This is a genomic window from Enterobacter sp. UPMP701 (assembly GCF_053709515.1).
Map to the genome: position 1 here is coordinate 25,676 of NZ_JBSKJN010000019.1, position 22,559 is coordinate 48,234.

A 22,559-nucleotide genomic window follows, 5' to 3' on the forward strand; every position below is an offset into this window, starting at 1 on the left:
AGCAAGACTGTTGTGACGTTTGTGACTAGTCCGGTGGAGAAAGCGCCAGATCCAGCTGGTAAAGATGCTGGATGGCCAGAGCCTTCAGGCGCTCAGATGTGCACCAGTACGCTTCGTCAGGCGGCAGGGTGCGGTAAATCCATTCAGACATTGCATGGAGTCGTTCATCTGCCGGCAGCTTAATCAGGTTGTTGGCACGTTTACGCTCCGCGCCTTTTTTGCGGCGGTAAACGAGTGCCTCCCGGCGCTTACGGCCAGACCAGCATTTCCGCGCAGAGTGGGGCTGAACATCATCATGTTCGCTCATCACCCCTTCCCGGATCAGCTGCTCACGCTCGGCGCTCTGGCGGAGCTTCTTCTCCTGCTCTTTAAACAGCTTGCCCATATCGACGCCCAGCATCTGGAATCCAATGGGGGTGATATAAACATACGTTGGCAGCCAGGAGCGGGATTCACGATCCCAGGTGCGTTCTTCCGCAAGGCCCAGAACGCCAAACCGTACCTGTTCCTCAATAAGCCGTGATAGGCGTGACACCGTCACCTCCGTTTCAGGAATGACATTGCCTTTTGCGTCCTTTGCACTCAGCTCTTTTGCAAGACGGGAGATACACATGCCAACGGTATGCTTGCCGGCATCACAGAAGCTGATAAGCACTGGCCAGAGCGCATCGAGCAGGCGCTGACGTTCCGGACGGAAGCCATATTTACGTCCCGCTTTACGGCGGCCGGCGACATAGAGAGGGTGACGAGAAACATGCATGCGCAGGCTGACCTGCCCGGTTTCTTTGTCTTTTTTCACCAGGCGATTGTAGGCATGACCGAGCTGTCCGGAGAGCTTTTTATAATGCTCCGGGCGATACCAGGCCGGGTTCTCACATTTGGCTTTTGTGGAATGCTCACCGCGTTTGCGGCGGGTCAGTTTTTTGACCGGTGCAATGAGGAAATTACCCTGAGTGCCGGCATCGACATCCTGCCAGAAGCGGGTTAGCTCATCTTTCGGTAGATCTGACCAGTGAACAGAAATCTGATTGTCATTCACGGCGGCCTGTTCTTATGGCGGCCGGGTGTTGTTTTCTATGGTGCATGCGTTATAATCCTTCACAGGCAACGCGCCTGCTTTTGGACCCCCTGATACCTGCTTCTTCCGCCAAGTTGATGACAGTTATCGGGGGGTTTGTGCATTCAGGCTCCGGGAAATATCCCGTCACCTGCTCCTGAACGTTTTAACGGACACGTCCTGTCCCTGTTTGTTTCCGGAAGTCCGCATTTCTTCCGTAAAACCATCTTCTGTCACCCGCCTGCCTCACCACAAAGCAGTCAAACCGTCAGTTTGAGTTAGGTCACAAAAGTAATCTGAATCAACAATCTGTCCCACCACAAGACGATCGCTGACGATCCGAATACTACCTTCTCGTCAGTAATTTTTCCAGATGTTCGACCAGATAACCATCCGTAGTTTGCATGCTAATTGTCCTTAAGGGACTATAACCGGCAGCGCTCGCCGCAGTATCAGGCCAGCAGGCCTGATCGAGGAAGCGCAGGAGAACGGAACGTGAAGATGGCAATTACGCGCGGAACATGAAAAACAGTCTCTGGCGGGAGACGTTCTTCGGACTGAGGATCATTTCACCCTGGTGGCTTTCCGGATTGCTGCCTGGAGTCTTTCAGCGGTTACGGCTTCCGGGAAAACAGTAATGGTGTCGGGAGTCGCCCCGCTAACGGGCATGACGATGATCCCCGGCGTTCCGGTGAGTCCCAGCGCCTCAGCCAGGTTACTGTTTTTCTCAAGGGACGCGGTATGGTCGCCAGGAGCTGGGGCGGCCAGTCCCGCCTTTGACGCTGCCCCGTGAATATCCTCCACCGTCAGTTTGCCTTCATTATGGCCGGTGGCGTAGATAGCATTGTGATAGGTGACATAGGCCTGCGCTCCTTTCTTTTGCCAGACCGTCAGCCCCTGCTGCGCTGCCTGAAGTGAGGCTTCCCAGCGACCACCAAAAATTGGCCATTCCTTAAAGAGGTAGCGGACGTCCGGCTGTGCTTTCATGACCTTCTCCAGCTCCGGCGCAAAGCGGCTGCAGAACACGCACTGGTAATCAAAGAATTCAATTACCGCGACTTTTCCATTTTCAGGCCCGTAAGCCGGTGTGTCCGGATCATGCAGAAGGTTCGCCTGATTCTCCATCACGCTGAGCGCAAACATTTTCTGCTTACGTACCTCCTGCTGTTCCTGCAGCTTATTACTGACCGTCACCAGAATCTCCGGGTGGGACACCAGATAGTCGGCAGCGATTTCACCGATACGAGCCTCCTGCTCCGGGCTGAATAAGGGCTGAGGGGCTGAAGCGTGTGCCGTTGCAATAAAGCCCATGTATGTTGTAACTATTAATGCCGCTAATTTGTGTACTTTCATCGTCTGAGTCTCATGGTTAAAAGGGAGATTAACGTTCTTTCTGAATGGTTCGGGTGAGGGTCTGTTCTTCTCGCTCCGGCATGCGGCCGCGCTCGCTATTTTCGGGTTGCCGGATAATATCCCGCTCGGTATTGGCCAGCTCATTCACAATGCGGCTGACTCCCGCACGTTCCGAAGCGACTTTGCTGGCCAATGGTTCCTTTTCTGCCCTGATATGACGGCCAATCTCATCGTGGCTAACGCTGTCCGAGCTGGCAACCTGAATGAGCACTTTTCCGTCAGGAATCATCGGCTCATTCCGGTCGTCAACCTCGAGCATCCCGGGCGTAATACGCACCGCGTCCTCCACCGGCACAACAATACGCTCCCGAGTCTCACTCTTTTCTTTTTCCGCTTTAGCGGCTTTGTTAAGCATGTCTTGTTCCGTCTGTCGTGTGGTTTCCTCCTGGTCACGGATCAGTTTGTGTTCTGATGCGGCCTCCGTAACGATACCTCCGCTGACTTTCAGCAGATGTGCTGATGGTGGCTCATCGCCGGTCTGCCAGACCACGCCGTCCTTCGGGTGATGTCGTACTGCATCAAGCGCGGCCGCCAGGTCACTGGCCACAATCGTGTTGCCTGACTGGCTTCGCTGCAGTACCGCACCACGGGCACGTTCTGTCATGACCATCCGGGTCTCCCCCTGTGTCATCCGCCCTTCCGGGCTGGCAACCAGGGAAACCAGGGCCAGGCCCGCACTCCGGCCGTTGTTGTCATACACCAGCAGCGCCAGCGCCGGTTCGGGAAAGCGCCGGGTGGCCGGGATGATTTTTGCCGTCAGTGACGCATCCTGCATGCCCTGATGGCGCACCCAGGCGCGGCCAATGGCCGTTTTATTCACCGGCTGTCCCATTGCCCAGATGGCTTTCGCCTGTTTGCGCTGCGTTTCTGGCGCCAGCGCATCGTGCGCCGTTTTGATATCCCGCTCCGGCGTTTTTACCGCCTTAACCCAGTCCGCTTTCCCGTCGGTATAAATCTGGACGTGCTCTTTCACGCGCGAGGCCGAGATGTAGAAGGCACGACGGGAGGCAAGTGCCTTACGCCCGCCTTCCGTGCCCTCAAGCGCAATGACATAATCGCTACTGGCCCCCTGAGCACCGTACCCGGTGACAGCCCAGCCGTAGTCAATATGCTGCTGCGCCCTGACCGCCTGAGGATTGATGGTAATGCGGCCGTTTTCCCCCTTCAGGCGAATATTGCCCGTTTCGCTGACCGACTCGACCGTATAGCGCTGGCTGGCCATCTGTCCCTGCTCCTTGTCTGTCGCCGTGAACTTCAGCAGATCGCCGGCACGGACTTCCCTCTCGCTGCGGCGAAACAGCTGCACGTCGCCGGTGATGAGTTCCTTCGGGGAATACAGTCCAATCTTCCCCTCCTCATCGCGTACCGTGACCGTACTGCCGTTGCGGTCAACGGCCAGCACGTCCTGGTAGCGATCGCCGCGTTTAACCACCATCCCGGCTTCCCAGGCATCGGTTTTATTGAACTCATGACGGGTGTGGGTGATTTTATCGAGCACCGGCACCGTAATGGCCTTCTCCCCCAGCTCTCCCCGGGCAGCCAGCACAGCATGAATGCCGGCATTTACCGCACGACGGTCGGCGTTCAGCTGGGTGATAATGAGGGTACGGGACCGCGCCTCCGGCGTCCGGTCCGTCCAGTCAGCCACGATGTCGTTAACAGGCGTCTCCGTTTCCTGAATGGCACTTCCCGAGAGCGAGGCTGAAGCGCTACGCGCCACACGGTCAGCCGGCTGGGTTTCAATGCGCTGCAGGGCCGCATCGATCCGGTTATCAATGATGTCGTGAACGGCACCGCGCAGCTGCAGGTCTTTCTGGCGGACGATTTGCTTCATGATGGCCACATCCATCGGGCTGCGCTCCTGCATCAGCTTAAACGGCGCGCCCACGTCGACCGATTCAAACTGGTCGATGTCCCCCATCGAGACCGCGCGACCGCCGCCGCTGGCAATGGCCTGGAACAGGGCCGCCGTATCCTGGTTGCCTGCCATTGAGGACTCATCGATAAGAAACACCTGTCCTTTATAGTCGGGTTTACCACCTGCGGCCGTCGCCTGGTCATGTTCAACGATAAAGGATTTGATGGTCTGCGCCCGGACACCGACGTCGCTCATTTCTTTCACCGCCTGGTGCGTTGGAGCAAGCCCCGTCATCACCGGACGAACGTCTGCCGGCAGGGTCTCCAGTGCAGATATCACCGCCTTCAGCTGCGTGGTTTTCCCCACGCCGGCATAGCCCTGAATTCCGATAAACTGATCCGTGGTGCCCAGCACCAGGGTGGTCGCCTTTTTCTGGCCATCGGTGAGTCCGTTCAGCACGGCCTCCGGTACCTGTTCCAGCAAAGGCTGCTGCGTACCTTTCCCTTCCTCCACCACACGCAGAATGGCTTTCTCCATCTCCCATGTGGACCGGGAAACCAGTACCGGCTCTCCCCCTGCGGATACGGACAACAGCTCGCCATTTTTAATCATCGCGCCAATTTCATTCCCGATAGCTTCAAGGTCGGGATGATATTTCTGCGCCTCCGTCGCCAGCTTAAGTTCGCTGAACACCACAGTGCGCTGGTCATTGATGGCACGCCAGACGGCCAGTCCGGCGTCCGTCCGGACGCTGTCATGCAGCGAGTCAACCGCCTGGCTGACGTCATCGTGGCCACTCAGACTTCTGACCAGCTGCACGGGAGAGGCATTGGTCTTCATGCGCTGCAGCCGGGCTTCTGCCCGATCCTGCACTTCGACGGTGAACACTTCCGCCCGGTGACCACTCTGCGCCAGCGAGTTCATGGTCTGGGATGAGATGTCGCGACTGTTCAGCGCGGCCAGCACCACACCGGTGTCGTTATCCCGGCCGCCCGGCGCGGTCACGTAGGCATGCGACAGGTAGAGCGGCTGGTCTTTTGGCAGCGTCAGGGTCTCTTCCCCCCGTTTCACCTCAATCCCCTTTTCACTTATCCCGGTCACCTCAAGACGGTCTTTTGCCTTCAGGCTGTGCTCACGATCCCCCGCCACGGCCAGCAGTTTTTCGCCGGTGGCCACGCTGAGGGTTTCGCGGCTGAAGAGACGCCAGTCAGCGCTGATATCCCCGATTTTCATCCGGGTCAGCACGCCGTCCCCGTCGATGAGCGAGAGGACTCGCGTGTCCTCATGCACCCGGTCAATCACATACGACTTACGCGCTTTTGCGTCCGTGCGATCCTCAAGCACCATGCCGGGACGGTACGAACCTGGCATGCGGCGCGTTTTGCTGTCGAGCCAGACCGGCTGCCGGGCCTCTATCTCCACGCCGTCACGCCCCAGCTGTCCTGCGTTCTGCAGCGCCTCACGTACCAGGCCCGTCAGCTGTGCCTGTTCACGTCTGCCGACCACGACGGCGGTGACGTTTTCAGTGCCTCCGCTCAGCTCAGCAAACCGGTTGGCCAGCGCCTCGTAACGGTCGCGTTTGTTCGGAATACTGACCACTTCGGCCTCCAGCCCGGGTGCCGGCTCCGTGCGGCGGGAGCGGGCAACCCCCGCGGACTCCAGTACGGACATGGCGTTACCGTTCGCCTGACGCCCGGCACTGTCGAGAAAGACCAGCTGTGCATCCTGCGCGCGCGCTTCGCCCAGCAGAACCAGCGTCTCCTTTAATCCAAGACGCTCTGCCCCTTCGATAATCAGCGTGCTCTGGGGTTTCAGGTGGAAATCACCGCTCAGAACATGCTGCCGGCTGATAATCCGTTCCCGCAAATCGTCGGATTTCGCCAGCGAAATGGCGCGCTCGGCAGAGCTGGCCAGCACCTGCACGTCACGACCGTTCGCGCCGGCAATTCCGGCCAGCTGCGCGGTCAGGTCACGGATGCCCGCCACGCCTGACGGGGCATTCATCAGAACCAGGGCGTCCTTCTCCACAACTTCCAGCGCCGCCGGCGCGTACTGCGCCGGGCGGGTGAAACTGACGACTTTTGTGGATTTGAGATGTTCCTGACTCAGCGCCTGGATCGAGAGTTCATCCAGCAGGTGAATACGGGAGGTGAAGACCCCTTTCTCACTGTCCAGCGGCACAATCATACCGTCCTTCAGCGCCGCATCGATGGCCACACGAATTTCCTGAATCTCCGGCAGCTGCTCGCTCAGCTCAGCGGTGGTCATCATCAGCTCGCCAAAGGTGAAGCGCGTTTTACTGTCGCTGAGCTGCGAGATGGCCAGCCGGACAGCCTCAGTCAGTTCCGGGCGGTGTATTTCAGTGTCCAGCTGCGCTGCAGAAAAACTCCTGGCCGCTGGCGTCTTTTCGGAGCCGGTCTGTACCGTCTGACGCAGTGTGTCAGCCATCTGTGCCACAGGCTGACGGGACTGGCTCTCCCGTTCTGCGGGTTGAGCAGGTGTATTGACGCTCTTTTCTGCCGTGGACGACGTCTGCAGAGAAGCCAGTTCAGGCCCGGCAGGAACCGGCTTAGCCTGGTGATCTCGCTCCGGATGAGTCGCGGTCTCACGAAGACCTGCATCACGCGGCACCACGCTCTCCTGATACGCCTTCAGGTCAAATCCCTTCTCCTTCATCTGGCCCAGCCAGCGCTCCATCAGGCGCATACGCGAAGGGTCAACTTTCGCCCTGCGGGTGTCTTTGGCGGCCACATCCCGGCTGCGCAGCGTGGCTTCAGCCCCCACGGCCCCCTGTATTTCCCGGCCCCGTGAGGAATATTCGTCCCTGACGTCTTCCGGAACACCCTTGATCTCCCACATGCCATGCTTGCCTACTTCTTCCACTTCATGGCCGAGCGCTTCAACCCGTTCACGCAGCGCGCTGCGATAGATTTTCCCGAGCGTGACCTGATGCTTCATGACGGTCTCGATAAAGCCGGCGTTATGGATATAGTCCGTGGCCAGGGCTTTCCATTTGCCCGCATACTCCGTCATGTTGGCAATCAGGAGGTGGGTGTGCAGCTGCGGATCAAGGTTACGTGAAGTGTCATGCGTGTAAGCAGCTGCCACCATCTTGCCGGTATGTACGATGGACGTGACGCCGTCTTTCGTGTCGCGGGCCGAGATGAGCTTCTCCACATAGCCGGCCGCCACGCGGACGGCGTGGTTATGCGCCTCCACCATTTCTTTATCGTTGCCGATGAGTGCCAGAATGGACACGCTCTTGGGGGCGGAAAAGGTCAGGTCATGACCAGGGCGGTGGACGTGCTGTCCGTTAACCTCCTTGCCCAGGCGTGAACCGTCCGGCAGACGGCCCTCGAGCACGGCCGTCAGATCATCGCCACGGACGTTGCCCTCCAGACCCAGCGCTTTTGCGCCCTCTCCCATCCATAGGCTCTGCAGGCTGCCCAGAAAATAGTAGTTATCGGAATTGCTGTAGTAGCCTGCAGCCTCGCCGGCTGACGCTACTGGGGCGACTGACATCATAATTCAGGCTCTCTGTCGTAATAGTAATGGTCGTTTTCGTCGTAACCCGGGTCGTCCGCGTGACGGTGAAGTAAAATGTTCTCTTCTTCCTGCGCCAGCTGCCGGTGAGTACCGTGGGCTTCATCCGGGGTTTTCGGTGTCACTGACTTCCCTGCCGTCGTCACACTCAGGCCGCCGTCAGGCAGTGTCGTCACTTTCATGTCGAGGTTCATGGACTCACCTCCGTTTTCCTCTGTCTGCGGATCGCTTTCCGAAGAGGCCGGCCGCTGGCGTGCCCTGTGCAGCATGCTCAGAGGTGAGGCGACAGGTGGTTCCGGTACATGATGTCGGTTTCGCAGGGCCTTGAGGGCATCGGGCATTGTTTGTACAGAGTCAGCGGTACCCGGGTGACCGGTCACTCCAGGGGAGACCGGTAATTTGCCCGGTGCTTCAGTCGGTTTTTTCATTGCGCCAACAGAACGGAGAGAAACAACGTTATCTTTTTTCCCTGCAGTGACAGGAGGTGTCACCGTGTTGTGTTTTCCGCCCCCCTCTTCCGGTACGACTGTCGCAGAACCGGAGATAACAGGCTCCATGACAGCAACCTGTTTCCGTTCAGGCACTGTGCCCTGAGGAGGCTTCGGTGCTGTCTCTGGTGTTGCTGTCTTTTTTTCGACGGGCGATGATGCCGGCGTACCGGCAGAAGCAACATGAGCCGTACCGTCAGCTGCGGCTGACATTTCGCTTCCCTTCTCCAGCACTTCTTCACCGGTCGGGAACGCCAGACCTGCAGCAGCCGCTGCGCGCTCGTTCTCCTGAATAACCCTCTCAAGCTCCGGACTGAGCGCATCGCGGATATTGCGCTCAATGAGGCCTGCCTGCCGTTTCTTCAGCGCGCGATATTTCAGCTTCAGACGGACGACCGGATACTCACCCGGGAGGCGAACATAAAAGTTGAGGTTTGGCAGACGCATGATCTGCTCGTAGTCGACAATCGGGTTATTGACCTCGTCCTTACCGAGGGACACACCGTCACGCACCTGGTCCAGACCGTAGCTGTTCTGCTCACGGATTTTGCGCTTACGCTGGTTGCCCAGCTCCTCTTCCACCACTTTGGCCATCTCGGCGCTCGGCGAACGTCCGTACATACGGGTGTTCATCAGGTCAAAGATGCTTTTGGCCAGCTCGCGGCCGTAGACGTGAACCAGCTGCGCCATGTTCTGCATGCCCAGCACGAAACAGCCACCAAATTTACGCGCCTCGGCAAGTGTCTCGGCCAGCTCGGGTATGCGCTGCAGGCTGGGTGCTTCATCGATAATGAACCATACGCGGCGGTCGCTGTTCTCCCCCATGCTCTGCAGCATCAGTGTGGCCAGCGACACCCACAGCGAGATCAGCGGGCGTACGCTCTTGCGGTGACGGGCCTGGGTTGAAATAAACAGCCAGCTGCTGTCATAGCGCTCCTGCGTCATCCACTCCCGGATGGTGAACGGCGGCTTGGTGCCGTCATCCAGCCCCTGCAGATAGCGAAGGGCTTTGGCATAGTTGGTTACCACCGAGCGAATGGAAATGGCCGTTTTCTCGATCTTCTCCTCAACCAGGTTGGCTGAGGGCGTGTTGGCCAGATAGTCACGCAGATTTTTCATGCTGAGGGACAACAGGGTTTTGAGGAACTTCTCAATGCTCCGTTCCGGGTCCGTCGACATACGAATTGCGAGATCGGCATAAATGGTTCGCGAGCTGGATACCCAGAACGGATCGGATTCCCCTTCCACCGGAATGAGGCTGGCGGCCAGGTTGTCGTAATCGACCGCGTCAACGCACTCTCCCCACATCTGCCAGTTGGCACATCGCTCGTCGTGGGCGTTAAGGATGATATCGGTAGACGGGTTATAGTGGGTTTCTGTGAAGGTACAACCTGAGTCGTAAATGATGGCCCGGTCACCGCGTTTGCGGATGTAGTCGAGTAACCAGCGTATCAGCGTCGACTTCCCCACCCCGATAGTGCCATGCATCAGGAAATTGAGTACCTCCGCCATCCTGACCATATGCAGGTCGCCTACGCGCAGATCAGAGATCTCACCGTTTTTGCGCAGTAATTTATTCACTTCCGCTGGCTTGTCGGTCAGCTGCATGCCGGAGAGATATTCGTCCTCGCTCTCCTTTCGGCCGATATTCGCGATAAACCAGGTCACGGCGATAAACACCACCATACTGAACAGCCCGCTGGCGCCAGCCGCCCATTGCAGCTCGCGCAGACACTGTTCGCCCATCGCCTGCATGTACGGGTCGGTATAAATCTGCGGCAAAGTCATTTTCAGCACCATTGCCGTCGCGGTCGGCGCATACCAGTAGTGAACGTCGTAGATTTTTGGCGTTCCCGATGCCGGCATAAGGTCAATAAAGCTGCTGTTGATACTGGCGAACCACCACAGGGAACCGTTATCCAGGGCTTCCTGAGGGATTCGCCAGAGAAAGATGGCGGTAGTCAGTACGGCGAACAGGATGAAGATCCAGAATCCTATCCAGTTGTTCACCTGAATGAACATGCGCCAGCGGTAGGCGGTCATCTGACCGCCCTGGGTGAGGTTTTTTCCTGCGAAGCTCATAGAGTGTTGTCCGGCCGTTATCGCATCACCTGTGCGGTGATGTTTGTTATCAGAGAAGAAACGTTGAAAAGGGGGATGAAAAAATGTGGTACCGAGTGGGGGTTAACCGTCAGGTTATTCCATCTGACTCAGTTCATACCTGGCCTGCTGACATCCATCCTCCCAGTCCTGTTTATTAATGTATGCAGCCACAGAACGGACTGACGAGGCCACATCCTTATAAACCGGAGAATGCCACTCCCGGGGCTCCAGATCATAAAGGGTAAATTCATAGCCAGCCCAGAAAGCAACAATGGTCATACCCTGCCCCTCAGGAAGTGAACCGAATACATTCATCCAGGCCCTTGCTGCCATCAGCTCGCTTTCCAGATGGATAAGTGACCAGAATTCAGCTGAGTAAGCTGTACGTTCATTTATCTGATGCATCATGATGGACGAATTCCTTTGAAATTAAGGACGCAACGCTCGCCGCAGACAGGGCTGCGCCTGGCGCAGTCATGCGAGGAAGCGTAATTACTGGTAACTGACAGAAAGCACTGACGCACCCTGCCCGGAATGAGCACGGTTAAAAATCAGCTGTGAGGGGGAACGGCTGCGACGATCGCCGCAGCCGACGGGTATTACATGATGCCAGCGATGGACTTGGCCAGCTGCGCTTCCAGTACAGGTTTCGCCTCTTCAAACTTGAGGTTCACCTTGTTGGCGTTGGATACCACGCGAGTCTGGTATTTAGCACGGTTGCCCTGCTCCGTGCTGGTCTGCAGCTTAATACCTGACGTGCCCTGTTTCAGGGCGGCAATATTGTCGGTAGTGACGGCCGCTTTGCTGCGCTCGGAGATTTGCAGATCGGTCACCATCGTGTAGTTCACGTCTTCAACCATTGCATCTGCAGCCATACCAATCAGCCCAGTGGCCAGCCCTACACCCAGCGTTGCGCCAGCTGACGACGAGTTATATGCCGTAATACCCGCGCCCAGTGCCGCACCCATTGCCGCACCTTCATACCCGGTCTTAAGGAACCCCTGGGCATCGCGCAGATCCATTTTTTCAGCTTTCAGTACGTTTGCCTGAATCCAGTAGTAGGCCGTGTCCGGAGAGCTGGAGACGCGGTAGCCTTTCGCGGCCAGTTCATTTGTAATTTGTGCCTGCAGGCCTGACATGTCCTTGTCTGATGTATTGCGGATCTGCAAATACACTGTCTTCTCTGATGATGGCTCCAGCCAGATGGTTTCACTCATCTGAGTTTTGACATCGAGATTACGTTTCTTCACCGCAGTGGACATGGCACCACAACCAGACAGAGCGAGAGTTGAAGCGATCAGACCTACAACGGCTAATTGTTTTAATTTCATGAATTCATCCTGTGCATAGAAAAACGTCCCCGTTAGCGAGATATAGCTAACAGAGACGTTATCGGCTGATTTGAAAGGAAATTTAGGTTAAGCAGGTGGTCTTACTTAGATTACTACAATAATTAAGGAGGCCATTGCCCCCTTATTTCAGTATCCCCGGTTAGGGTCATACGTATTTGAAGGTTCGTTGAAGTTTGTTCCCCAACTGTTTCCGTGTATGTCCAAGCCAGAGATGCCACCAACCATTGGCATTCCTGATGCAGGGTTCACAGTTATTCCATTACTGAACGAATCGTTGAAGGAAGTATTTAAAGGAACGGGGGTTATACCGGCATCCTGGATACCCATTTGGCTGCCGGAAAAGCTAATAATTTTGTTGTCACAAGCGCTAAGGCGTTGAGCCTCATTATCTGGCAACATATGGGCTCTCCCATCCCGGATAACATATATCCGCCCATTATCTTCATCCTTAAGAAGAGTATTATCCTTGTAAGTAATAGGCCGCAATACTGCTCCCATAAGGATAAAAGCTATCAACGAGTGAACAGCTATGCCTGCTATTAAAGCACTTTCTGTATCATTGCCTACAAATGCCACCAGGAAGGTTAGCAAGACTGCAAGCACCCCGTTACTCAGGAAAGTTGCTTTTAAGCCCATCCCTTTTTTGCTGCTTCGTAACTTCCAAAAGCAGAGCATATAGATAGCGCTGGGGATAACTGATAAGAGCATGCTCTTAGCCATAAATGGCACCTCAAAAAGTAACTGCATGCTTAAAGAATAAGCTGCATAAATGCCGATTGGAATGAAACAACAATAAGCACTTACTTTTTTGTTCATTTTATCCTCCAGTTTTCTTCCTTAATTCTGCCACTCTCTGTTGCAGTTCATCTGGTTGGAGATCATTAAACGGATTGAGTTTACTTGATTGATCCAGTTCAGCTTCGGCACGACCAAGCTTGAATCGCCCTTGACCGATTAAGTTTTCTCCTTTCAGGATATCACTGGATGCCTGAACAGTGGATTGTTTTTTATCAATTTCTCCAGCAGATTCGTTGATTTTATGCTCATTTTCAGATCTTTGTTCCGCCACTCGGCGCTGTAACTCATTCTGGGGGCCAAAACCCTGCTCGGAGTGTTCATGCAACTTAGCCTGATTATCTTTGTAGGACTCCTGCATCGCATCACCACGTACTTTTTCACCGCCAACATTCATTCCTGAACGGCTATGAGTCACTTCACTCTCGTGGCCATGAGTGCTTCCTTGCTCCCTGACGGCTCCTGAGTGATGGAACTCCGGATGCGATTCTGCAATATGACCGGTCCTTTCATCTGTGGTGGTGCGTCCCCCGGCAACAATCATGCCTGCCGACGAGGTGGTGTTACCCGAGCTGCTTCTCTGTCCGGCAGTTTGCCCCTGATGAATTGTTGGTTGTTCTATCCCCCGAGTAACAGAGTCGTCTGTTCTGATAGGATTATTTCCACCTGCGGAAGTTACCTGCCCACCCTGCCGGACTCCATATTCAGCGCCCTGAGTCGTTCCGTAAGTCTGGGCACTGTCAACACCTCCCGAGCTATGAGCACCGCCATCCTGAGAGCTGTAACTGACTCCTCCATCATGACCAGATGTACCTGATACCTGCTGACCGCCATGCGCTGGCTGAACAATATGTTCCCCACTGAATGCTGCATGTTCCTGACCGCTGGTAAGATCTGCACGTCCCTGCTGATAGTCCCCCATGATTTCAGGTTTAAGACGTTCATTTACGAACTCCATCGCCGCTTCGCGCGCCGACGGCGCACTTGTCAGCATAGATTGTGCCTTATCGCCGTATTTATTAGCCGCCCAGTCCACAAACTCCTGCGTATAGTTCGTATCGAGGCTTGCGCTCTGGTTTTGCGCAACGGTGGCCATCCGGCTGAATTCGTTACTCTGTGTAGAACTGGTGGTGTACTGATGGTACTGGCTCTCAGCATCATTAAGCGTTGCGGCCAGCTGCTGAACATTGCTGCTTGCAGCATTCTCGGAATGATTCGCGCCATCGGTGATACGGCTACTTTTAACCATATCCATACCCTGGCGGAAGTCATTAACTGCCTGGCTGTTCTGATCATGCCGCATATCTTGCGAATGGGAATCTGAATTCTGGATTCCTCTTGAGCTGCCCGTCGAATGCCGCAAATCGCCTGAAATACTTCCTTCAGCCCCTAACTTAACAACGCCCAGATTAAGCCCCCCTCCGGCCGTTCCTTTAATGCCGGCAGATATAGACCCCTGATTACTGATATCCATCAGTTTGTTATAGGCTTCCTGCGTCGAGATGTTGTTCGCTTTCGCATAACTTTCAGCGGCAGACAACATCATGCCAGCACCGCGTGTTGCATTAGTGGCCTGGCTGTTTTCGCTACCTTTGATCAGGCTGTCGCTGGTACCGGTCTGATTAGAAAGCTGGGACAGCTGTGACCAGCCACTGGTAACGCTGTGGTTGTAGCCATCGAGTGCAGTCCGCGCCTGGATCTGCGACTGGCGGGCTGACTCCTGGAAACCACTGCTGGCCAGCTGGCTAAGCTTCATGTTCACCGGCAGATTCGACATTGCACCCGAGCCGTCGATAACCGTATGGCCACCGGCCGTCTGCGTCTGCGTGGAGCCGTTATCTGCCTGCCACGTCTGCTGACCCTGACGCTGCATCAGGTTGGTATCCATCTTGTTCTGGCTGACATTGTCCATCGACATGTTGTTAAACGACCAGTTTCCGTCTGCTGTGGTCGCTGCCACACCTGCTGACGTGAAGGCGCCCGAGCTGAGTACACTCCCCGCTACCTGAGAGCCCATCGCCGCAGCGCCTTTGGTCAGATAAAACGACAGCACCGGAATGGAAAGGGACAGATAACCTGCCAGATTCGCCACGTCCGAATGCTGCAATGCCACCACATCCTTGTTGGCCAGCACCAGGGGCGTGCCCCCGGACTGACTCTGCAGCCAGTAGTTAGCGGCATAGTTAAGAATGGCGAACATAACCGGCCACATCTGGAAGTAGATAAACCCTGAAACGTATATTTTCAGTGTGTTCAGGCCAAACATAGTGTGATTTGATGCGGCCAGCGCAATCATTAGCGGGAACAGGCATACCAGGATAAGCATCAGCAGAGACTGTGCAAATGGCAGCGTTCGGGTCGCCAGCTCGTTGCCTGCAGCCCATGCGAGACGCTGTTTGGTTGCAGCGTTCTCGGTGGCCAGATTAAGCAGGTTAGCCGTGTCGGATGAGCGAGCGGCAAACCCCTTGATCCCCTGCCGTACTGCACTGTTCGTGATGTTATTCTTCATGATCTGCGCAGCAGTCATACCACCGGCATAGAAGTACCCGTAACTTTCCCCCATAGCGTTGGCCAGAAGCGCCGCGCCATTCAGCTTGTTGCCGAAGACCTTTCTCGTCAGCCAGGTGAACGTCGCACTGCCCGGGTTGACGTCGGTATTGGCCAGCTTCTGGATCTCCGTTGCGGCCTGCTGACAGGTCAGGAACTGGCGTGAGGTGGAGGTCATCTTAAAGATGCCCCTCAGCGGGCTTGGGTTACTGGTTATCAGCGTCAGCGGGTCAGTAGAATTGAGTAGCTGATTGATGGTGTATTTACCATTCAGAAGAATATCGCCGATAACACAGTTCTCCACGTAATCCGGCAGCATCTGAGCCAGCTCCGGGTTTTGCGTGGTGAAGTCACTGGTTTCTGCCACAATCTGCGAGCCAAACAGCATCCCGGTTTTGCTGTAGGTCACCGAGTCGGGTCTGGCCATCAGCATGTCGTAAACTGACGCCATCTTGTACCCGATACTGGTCGTCAGCGACGCGATAGCCGCCAGGCCAACCGGTACGTTATCGGTTACCCAGACCGCACCGGGATCGGACAGGTCAATGACCTGCACTGAGCGTTTCGGTACCAGAAGGATGGAGGTCAGGATCATGAAGACCGCCAGCCACTGGACGAAGACCATCGGGTTACGTTGTTTGATGAAAGTGAGCAATACGGCCAGCACCCCGAAGGTACCGGCAATACGCATTAAGGTGTGGAAGGTATTCTGACCGACAAGGGTGACAACGGCGTCCAGCGCCGTTTTCCACATTCCCCCGCCATAAATGGTGTATATCTCAAGCATCAGCGATCACCCCAGTGATAGTTGCTTTGGTAGGAGCCTGAAACAATGGTGGATACCTGCTGCTGCAGGTACTGCATGTTGCGGTCGATACCGTCCAGCGCGTTCTGATCAGCAGCTGACTGCAGCTTCATGTCAGCGAGAAGTCCCTGCGCATGAATGATGTTGTCACGTAGTTTGGCGGCAGCCTCTTCCGGGAAGTTCTTGCCAGCCAGCGACAGGCTTGCCTGTTTTACCAGCTCCTGGAGGTACTGGATCATCAGGTCCTGGGCAATGAAGTCGGAAACCTGCAGCAGGTAGGTAGCGCTCATCCCCATACTCTGAGCGTTAGTCAGGTACTTCAGTACCGGCACAGAGGTGGTGTTCACAAAGCCTTTTTCCTGATCGGTCAGCGCAGTATCGTCAACCAGCTTGTTCTGCATTGAGAGCATCAGGTTTTTGACCAGTGTGACCAGAGCGTTGGACTCAGAAATCGTCAGGTTAGTGACGACAGGTCCCAGACACAGAGTGGATTCATCACATCCGTAGACCTTCGCCGTTCCCCCGCGCATCAGGACTTTAATCAGGTCGCGGTTATCAACCAGTGGCGTCAGAATTGTCACATCGCCATTCTTGTTGAAAATGATGGAGCCGACGGTACTCATTACCAGCTCCTTCAGCGCGCGGTCGTTGCCGAGAAGACCATTCTTACTGAGAGTGTCCCAGATAAGGTTTTTGTTCTTCAGCACCTGATCCTTCTCAGCATCCCCTGCTTTAGCCGTGACTTTGTCGCCCTGTCCTCCAACAGTGCAGCCCTGCCGGGAAGCCGCCCAGTCGGAAAACATGTTGGTTTCGCCAGCAATGTCCTGGCAGATTTTCTGCTGGGAAACCTGCGTCACTGGCCACAACCCGCCGATAATGCCCTGAGCGGCCTGGCACGAACTCATGTTCATGGAGTTAACATCGCTGGCCAGCTTCTGCAGGAAGTCTTTAGCCTGCTTCAGCTCCGGGACCATCGTCTGCAGGGCCAGGTCGAATGCATAACCTGCGGCGTTGCTCATGATTTGCTTCACGAATCGCTGAATTTCCTCGCCGCTAATCATACTGAACGCCCCGAGATAGGCGTCGATACCGCCGCAGCCGGCGTTCAAGGATGGCAGTTGCATCGAGACCAGTTGGACATTTTTGACGGGGTTCCGGAGGTAGACAGAACCGCCGGAGAAGTACCCGGCCGCCTGCCCCTGCCAGGCCTGTGCCTGAGTGACGTTGCCGCTGTAGCCCAGATTATTGAAGAAGCCGTTCAGATCGCCATTGACGTCCGCCTGAGCTGGCTGAGCTGCCAGGCCTGAGAAGAACACCACACCTGCCGTAATAAGCGCCTTAATCATTTGACACCTCCACAGCTTGCGTATCCTTGCCTGCCGGGATATCAGCACGGTTCAGTTTGCAGTAAAGATATGTGGCCAGATGGAGCCAGCCGCAGATGAGTAAATTCACCGCAATGAGCACGCAAATCGCGGCCATAACGCCCCACAACAGATACTGCGGATAGTGGATGAGAAGCGAGAGCGTAAACTGTTCGGAGCGGTCAACGGACATCTCACTGAGCGTTGTGATGGCGCACGTCACGTATACCCTTTCGACTACGGCGGTAAAAATTAAGGCATAAAACAGTTTCAGCGTTAACAGGTCAGTCCATTTTTGGGTTTCCGTATCCTCACTACTGTCTTTCAGTATCCCGATAGCCTGGTTTCGGATAAGAGTCTTTAGTCTGATGAGCCTCATGCAATTTCCTCCCGGGATTTCCTGACCAGGGTCTGCCGGCAGACGTACAGCCCGGTGACGGTGAAAAAGAATCCGATGCTCAGCGAGATAAGCAGGAGCACCGGAAAATCCTGCAGACAGGTTGTCAGTTCAGGGCGATCCATGACGCTGACCACCCGGTGGGCCAGTACCCCATAGAAAGCTGCGGACACAAGCAGCGTCACGCTGAATAACAGCCACACGCGCTCGGTACGCGATAACGCATACGTATTTGTCGTCATTTTGTAGTCCGTTTGTATTACTGAGGAGTGACCTGCGCGCTTGCCGGCATTGGCGGCAGCATTTTTGGATCGACGTTATCCATATCAGCCTGAATCAGGCTGGCCATCCGGCTCTCAAGTGCGGGGATGTCCATCACGCCTTGGGTGAGTGGATAAGCTTTCAGGGTGTTGACGTTGACCATAAAGGCCGTCGGTGTCGCTATCGGCAACCCGTTTCCGAAGAAGGTGACAATCTCGTCTGCGATCGGAGAGTTAGGGTCCGTCTTACGTGGGATCATCGGGGTCGGGTAAGATACGTCCCCGCCGCCATCAAGGGTGTACGGGTACACCCTGATGGCATGCTCATCGGCCCAGCCCTTCAGCAACGGGTCAAACTTCGCGCTGTACTGGCAGTGAGCCTGCATAAAGAGCACCACGGCATAATCTTTCATGTTTGCCCGACGTCCGTCCGGCAGCGCCATCAGGCTGGCTGGCGCGGGTACCGGAATGGTGGAGGCGGTGATGGCTGTAGCGTCCGCGGATGGGGCCGTTTTTGTCGCTTCAAGCGCCATTAACTCCTCACGCGCCCCGGCGTTCGCCAGCATGGGAAGGCACATCAGCAGAGCCGCCAGTCCGGTTTTAATGTTCATGATCGGCTTCCTTATGCGTCTGCCCTCTTTCGTAACGGAACCAGCGATACACGGCATACACCACCATGCCAGCCGCACCGGCCCACATCCCATTGCACAGCCATAAGAGCCCTTGCTGCGTATGCTCCACGGACCAGGTCATCAGCTCGCTCAGTACGCGTGCCATCGTGCCCCAGAAAATCAGTCCTGCGAGAAGAGTTGGTTTCATTCCTGTGTCTCCTTGTTCTGCTGTACCAGAACCGAATGTGTGTCTGGTGAAATTCGACGCTGAGCGGCCCGGGACAGGCCATATAAAACAAACCACAATCCAAAGCCCAACATAGCGGCCATCATCCAGACGTAGCGCAACGTTGCATCGACCGAACGCACCCATGAATCGCTGTCAACGGGTCCGCGCTGACATAACACTTCAGGCGGGGCTTTCGCTAAGGCAGGAGGCACAGGCTTTAATGACTCTCCGGGTTCAGGTGGCGAGAAGCGACCTGCCAGCTCATGTTCATTAACGCACCCCATCACCTTGCCGGCAGGCGCACCCTCAGTCAGTTGATGAAAAGTCGTCAGGAATTGCCGGGAAAGTGAGCCGTCAGATGCTGCAAGCATCACAAACACATACAGCATCAGTGCCGGACCGAGGACAAAGGAATACAGGGCAGCCCGCCCTGCATCGCGGATGAGGGTAAACAGTGTTTTTGTCATAAAAGGCTCTCAGGAATTGGGTTTAAAGCCGGTGGCCACGTTCAGGAATCGTTTTGACAAGTCATCCTGGGTCATGAAGCCATAGGACAGGGCGCGGTAATTCTTACTGCGCGGGTCAACCAGGAAGAGCGCCGGAAAGTGCGTAATATTCATCGACCGGGACTGCCCCATATCCGGACGGCTCTGTGGCAGGGAGGCAGCCACCTGACCATCAACCGATACCGGAATAAGCGAAATACCGTTGGTTTTCGCAAAGTCCGCCACCACGCCCGCCATCTGCACATCAATCGGGTCACTGCCCCGGTAGAAGTAGAACAGACCGTACTGCTGTGCCAGCTGCTCCACGGCGCTCTGCCGCGTCTGCTGGTCGCGTGTCTGCATAAACGGCGCCATGCTGTTGTAGTGCGGATACTCCAGGTTGTAATCGAGGTCCGGATGGCTCAGCTGCGCCGCTGCAAAGGACTGGCTGAACATCGATGCCCGATCGGTCCAGAACTTCTGCCAGCGCAGGAACGTCGCCGTATTTTCCCGTGAGGGGAAGAGGATGGCGCGGTTAAGCGCCTCCTGTGTGTACCCTTTCAGAACGCGGGCCTGCTCCATCGGGGACATTTTGCTGAGATCCGGAATGGCCTGCGGTGCAGGCTGTTGTGGCTTTCTTGACTGCTCCGGCGGCTTTTTCGGTTCGTTGTACCAGGACCAGCCTGTGAACGGTTCTGCCGGCGTCACAATTTCCTCGGCCAGCACCGTATGGCCCGCCAGCGCTATAAGCAGGCCACAGAGGACACGCTTCATTTACCACCTCCCTGCTGGTTCACCTGCGCGGCGATACGATCTTTTATAAGCTGAATCTGGGTACTTGTGTCCGGCACTTTCTGGTTTTTTATTAAATCCTCATAAAAGTCAGAGAAGTTGATTTTGTCGAAGTCGATTTTCTCCAATTCCTTTTCTGTCATACCCCGGCAGTTCGGACTGTCTCCGCTGCCGAACTTCACACCCAGCTGGTCGCGACGCCCCTGCTCCTGAATGATGCGGGCAAGCTTGCCGTCAAAGACGCAGTAGACCTGACTTTTCTGGATACAGGCGCCCAGCACCTGGCGGTCACACCGCTCGCCGACGCTGACGGTGATTTTCTTCGCCTTCGCCTTCCCTATAGCCTGTTCTTCATCATCACATGCGGCCAGTCCGGCGCTTTGTCCCCAGCCAGAGTCTTTGCAGCAGTTAGAGAACCCTGCAAAGGCCTTACGGCACCGCATGGCTTTACCCGTGAAGACTTTTACATCAATGGCGCTGCTGGCACCTTTTGCATCTTCAGCTGCCGAGGCAAGACCTGCCAGTTTGGCCACCGCCGTATCAAAACCGTTGCTTCCCGCACCATTGGTCTCATCACACTCACCTGACTTACAGATGTAATTGCCACCGCAGACCAGGCCGCCAGACTGATGCGTGGTCTGACACTGGTAGGTGTAGCTCATATGGGTACACTGCCCGTCGGTCGATTCAGTGCAGGTGTTGCCTGCCGCCGTACAGGAGGGGTTCGTCATCAGCGTTCCGCAGGTTCCCGTGGAGTCTGACGGAACGACATAGTTATCGGTGTACTCCCAGCAGTCGCTGTAGACGTCATAGCTCTGACCATTGTTAACAATGGTTTTGTTACCGCCAGGAGAGGTGCAGGTTGACGTGGTTTTCTGCGCCTTCGACATATCCAGGCCGCAGGATGAAGACCAGTTCACTGCGGGGGTAAAGGTTGTCTCAACTGCATTCATGACGAGGACCAGCGTGAAGCCTGACACGCCGGACTGAAAATCAGCAATCTGTTCCCGTATATGCTTTTCGCAACGGTCCTTGTTCCCGCTGGTACACCCTGTACTGGTATAAGAGCCAGCGGGTAAGGAGCCACCTTTAGACAAGGGGGTCGCGGGTGCGCCTGGCATCTCCCAGTTAAAGGCTTTCCCGACCATTGACTGACTGACACCCCACCAGGAGATTTTCCCTGCATTAACTACACGGTCTGCCCAGTAAAAATGGGCGCTGATCACCGGTCCTGATGCCGGCGCTATAAAACTAAAACTGAAGGAGGTACCGTTATTCGTAAATACAACATCGCCATTGGCCGCCGTCAGTGTGAACGTTTTCTGCACTCTCGTGGTGGAAGTATGTCCGCCAGGTGTTGCAGTTCGTGAGCAGGCTTCCACTGAGGCCACATCCTTGTCGCAGGTGTAATTTTCAAAGGTGGTTTTCGATACTGTCACCTCCTTACACTGGTTCGCGGTTCCGTTAAGCACACCGTCTGCGCCGGCTTCCGCATTTTTACCGATAGTGATGAAAGGGGCCTGCGGGTCAATGGCGGGAGTCGGGTTCGTTTTTCCGGAGTTGATAACCGACTGTGCTGCGTCATTACCCTGCAGCGCGGCCTGCCCTTTGTTGGCCAGCCCGCCGTCTCCGCCATCCACACCGCCGTAATACCCTTTCTCCGGTGGATTAGCGGTATAGCCTGGTATTGCTCCTGTGACGGTATCCGGGTTTTTCAGGGCTCCCGTCCCGGCGGAAGCATTGCCTTTACCAAAGCTCGCTCCCGCCTCAAAGGCAGGATCGGCTGCGCCAGCCAGAAGCGGGAAAAGCATCAGCACCGTTGAAAGTAATTTTTTCATTTGGCAGCCTCCAGTATATGGCGCGCCGTTGCTGCACAGTCACCGCCCTGAGCCACTTTCTCCAGCGCCTGCTGCAGCGGCAGGCTTCCCCGGATAACATCAAAGTGCCCCGGACAGGTCACTACCAGGGCCGGAACCACACTGATGTTGTACTGAGTGAACAGGGTTGGATCGATTTGTACACCGGCATCCTTGTCTTCCTTGCTCAGCTCAAACATGGCGGAAGCGGTCTGGCGCATATCATTGTTAAGCAGCCCCCGCAGTGTCGGTGGGATATTAAAGCGCCGGGCATCCTTCAGCATGGGCAGCAGACCTTCACGCGGGATACCGAGACTCACAAAATAGATGGCCGGGAACGTGTCTTTTTCCCCCATAGTGGTAGTTTGTGCCGCAATATTACCCTGCAGGCGGTTAATCAATTCCTGCTGTGCTGGCGGTAATACGGACATACCGTCTGACGGGTTATTCAGGCTCCCTTTCAGAGCTTCCAGCGAGTCCTGTTGCCCCTTCATCCAGTCCCGGTCGCTGACAGAAATGCCGGTCTGTGCGCTGGCCAGCGCCTGAGGCAATAAACCTGCGAGAACGCTGAAGATCAGCGCCCGAAACAATGCAGTTTTCATCG

General features: G+C 55.7%; 17 protein-coding genes. All 17 read right to left on the minus strand.

Annotation, left to right across the window (positions count from 1 at the left end):
• Positions 1-25: 25 nt before the first annotated feature.
• Entirely contained in the window at positions 26-1,039 is a 1,014-nt protein-coding gene (gene repA, locus ACWKXT_RS22775) for a plasmid replication initiator RepA (protein ID WP_454533208.1), read from the minus strand.
• A 582-nt stretch (positions 1,040-1,621) separates the two neighbouring features.
• Entirely contained in the window at positions 1,622-2,410 is a 789-nt protein-coding gene (locus tag ACWKXT_RS22780) for a DsbA family protein (protein ID WP_454533209.1), read from the minus strand.
• Between the two features lie 28 nt (positions 2,411-2,438).
• Entirely contained in the window at positions 2,439-7,853 is a 5,415-nt protein-coding gene (gene traI, locus ACWKXT_RS22785) for a conjugative transfer relaxase/helicase TraI (protein ID WP_454533210.1), read from the minus strand.
• Complete coding sequence (gene traD, locus ACWKXT_RS22790; RefSeq protein WP_454533211.1) at positions 7,850-10,441, minus strand: type IV conjugative transfer system coupling protein TraD; 2,592 nt, start codon at positions 10,439-10,441, stop codon at positions 7,850-7,852. The genes traI and traD overlap by 4 nt, the downstream gene beginning before the upstream one ends.
• Positions 10,442-10,555: 114 nt before the next feature.
• Positions 10,556-10,870 (minus strand): hypothetical protein, encoded by a 315-nt coding sequence (locus tag ACWKXT_RS22795; RefSeq protein ID WP_454533212.1) that lies wholly within the window; start codon positions 10,868-10,870, stop codon positions 10,556-10,558.
• Positions 10,871-11,061: 191 nt separating this feature from the next.
• Positions 11,062-11,793 carry a conjugal transfer complement resistance protein TraT gene (gene traT / locus ACWKXT_RS22800; protein WP_032641144.1) on the minus strand — a complete coding sequence of 244 codons (732 nt, stop codon included), beginning with the start codon at positions 11,791-11,793 and terminating at the stop codon, positions 11,062-11,064.
• 147 nt (positions 11,794-11,940) lie between these two features.
• Positions 11,941-12,630 carry a hypothetical protein gene (locus tag ACWKXT_RS22805; protein ID WP_454533213.1) on the minus strand — a complete coding sequence of 230 codons (690 nt, stop codon included), beginning with the start codon at positions 12,628-12,630 and terminating at the stop codon, positions 11,941-11,943.
• A gap of 1 nt (position 12,631) precedes the next feature.
• Positions 12,632-15,943 carry a conjugal transfer mating-pair stabilization protein TraG gene (traG, locus tag ACWKXT_RS22810; RefSeq protein ID WP_454533214.1) on the minus strand — a complete coding sequence of 1,104 codons (3,312 nt, stop codon included), beginning with the start codon at positions 15,941-15,943 and terminating at the stop codon, positions 12,632-12,634.
• Entirely contained in the window at positions 15,943-17,307 is a 1,365-nt protein-coding gene (traH, locus tag ACWKXT_RS22815; protein WP_454533215.1) for a conjugal transfer pilus assembly protein TraH, read from the minus strand. Before traH ends, traG begins: the two co-directional genes overlap by 1 nt.
• Complete coding sequence (locus ACWKXT_RS22820) at positions 17,300-17,704, minus strand: hypothetical protein (protein WP_454533216.1); 405 nt, start codon at positions 17,702-17,704, stop codon at positions 17,300-17,302. Before ACWKXT_RS22820 ends, traH begins: the two co-directional genes overlap by 8 nt.
• A complete protein-coding gene (locus ACWKXT_RS22825; RefSeq protein ID WP_454533217.1) occupies positions 17,701-17,964 on the minus strand; it encodes a hypothetical protein in 264 nt (87 codons plus the stop codon). Before ACWKXT_RS22825 ends, ACWKXT_RS22820 begins: the two co-directional genes overlap by 4 nt.
• Before the next feature lie 17 nt (positions 17,965-17,981).
• Positions 17,982-18,593 carry a type-F conjugative transfer system pilin assembly thiol-disulfide isomerase TrbB gene (locus ACWKXT_RS22830; RefSeq protein ID WP_454533218.1) on the minus strand — a complete coding sequence of 204 codons (612 nt, stop codon included), beginning with the start codon at positions 18,591-18,593 and terminating at the stop codon, positions 17,982-17,984.
• On the minus strand, positions 18,583-18,801 hold the full coding sequence (locus ACWKXT_RS22835; protein WP_127849915.1) for a hypothetical protein: 219 nt from the start codon (positions 18,799-18,801) through the stop codon (positions 18,583-18,585). Before ACWKXT_RS22835 ends, ACWKXT_RS22830 begins: the two co-directional genes overlap by 11 nt.
• Positions 18,798-19,289: a hypothetical protein gene (locus ACWKXT_RS22840; protein ID WP_454533219.1), complete on the minus strand. Its 492-nt coding sequence runs from the start codon at positions 19,287-19,289 to the stop codon at positions 18,798-18,800. Before ACWKXT_RS22840 ends, ACWKXT_RS22835 begins: the two co-directional genes overlap by 4 nt.
• Positions 19,290-19,298: 9 nt before the next feature.
• The gene (traF, locus tag ACWKXT_RS22845; protein ID WP_454533220.1) at positions 19,299-20,081 is read right to left on the minus strand and encodes a type-F conjugative transfer system pilin assembly protein TraF; all 783 of its coding nucleotides are present in this window, start codon (positions 20,079-20,081) and stop codon (positions 19,299-19,301) included.
• The gene (gene traN, locus ACWKXT_RS22850; RefSeq protein ID WP_454533221.1) at positions 20,078-21,937 is read right to left on the minus strand and encodes a type-F conjugative transfer system mating-pair stabilization protein TraN; all 1,860 of its coding nucleotides are present in this window, start codon (positions 21,935-21,937) and stop codon (positions 20,078-20,080) included. The genes traF and traN overlap by 4 nt, the downstream gene beginning before the upstream one ends.
• Positions 21,934-22,557 carry a type-F conjugative transfer system pilin assembly protein TrbC gene (gene trbC, locus ACWKXT_RS22855; RefSeq protein WP_454533222.1) on the minus strand — a complete coding sequence of 208 codons (624 nt, stop codon included), beginning with the start codon at positions 22,555-22,557 and terminating at the stop codon, positions 21,934-21,936. Before trbC ends, traN begins: the two co-directional genes overlap by 4 nt.
• Positions 22,558-22,559: the final 2 nt, after the last annotated feature.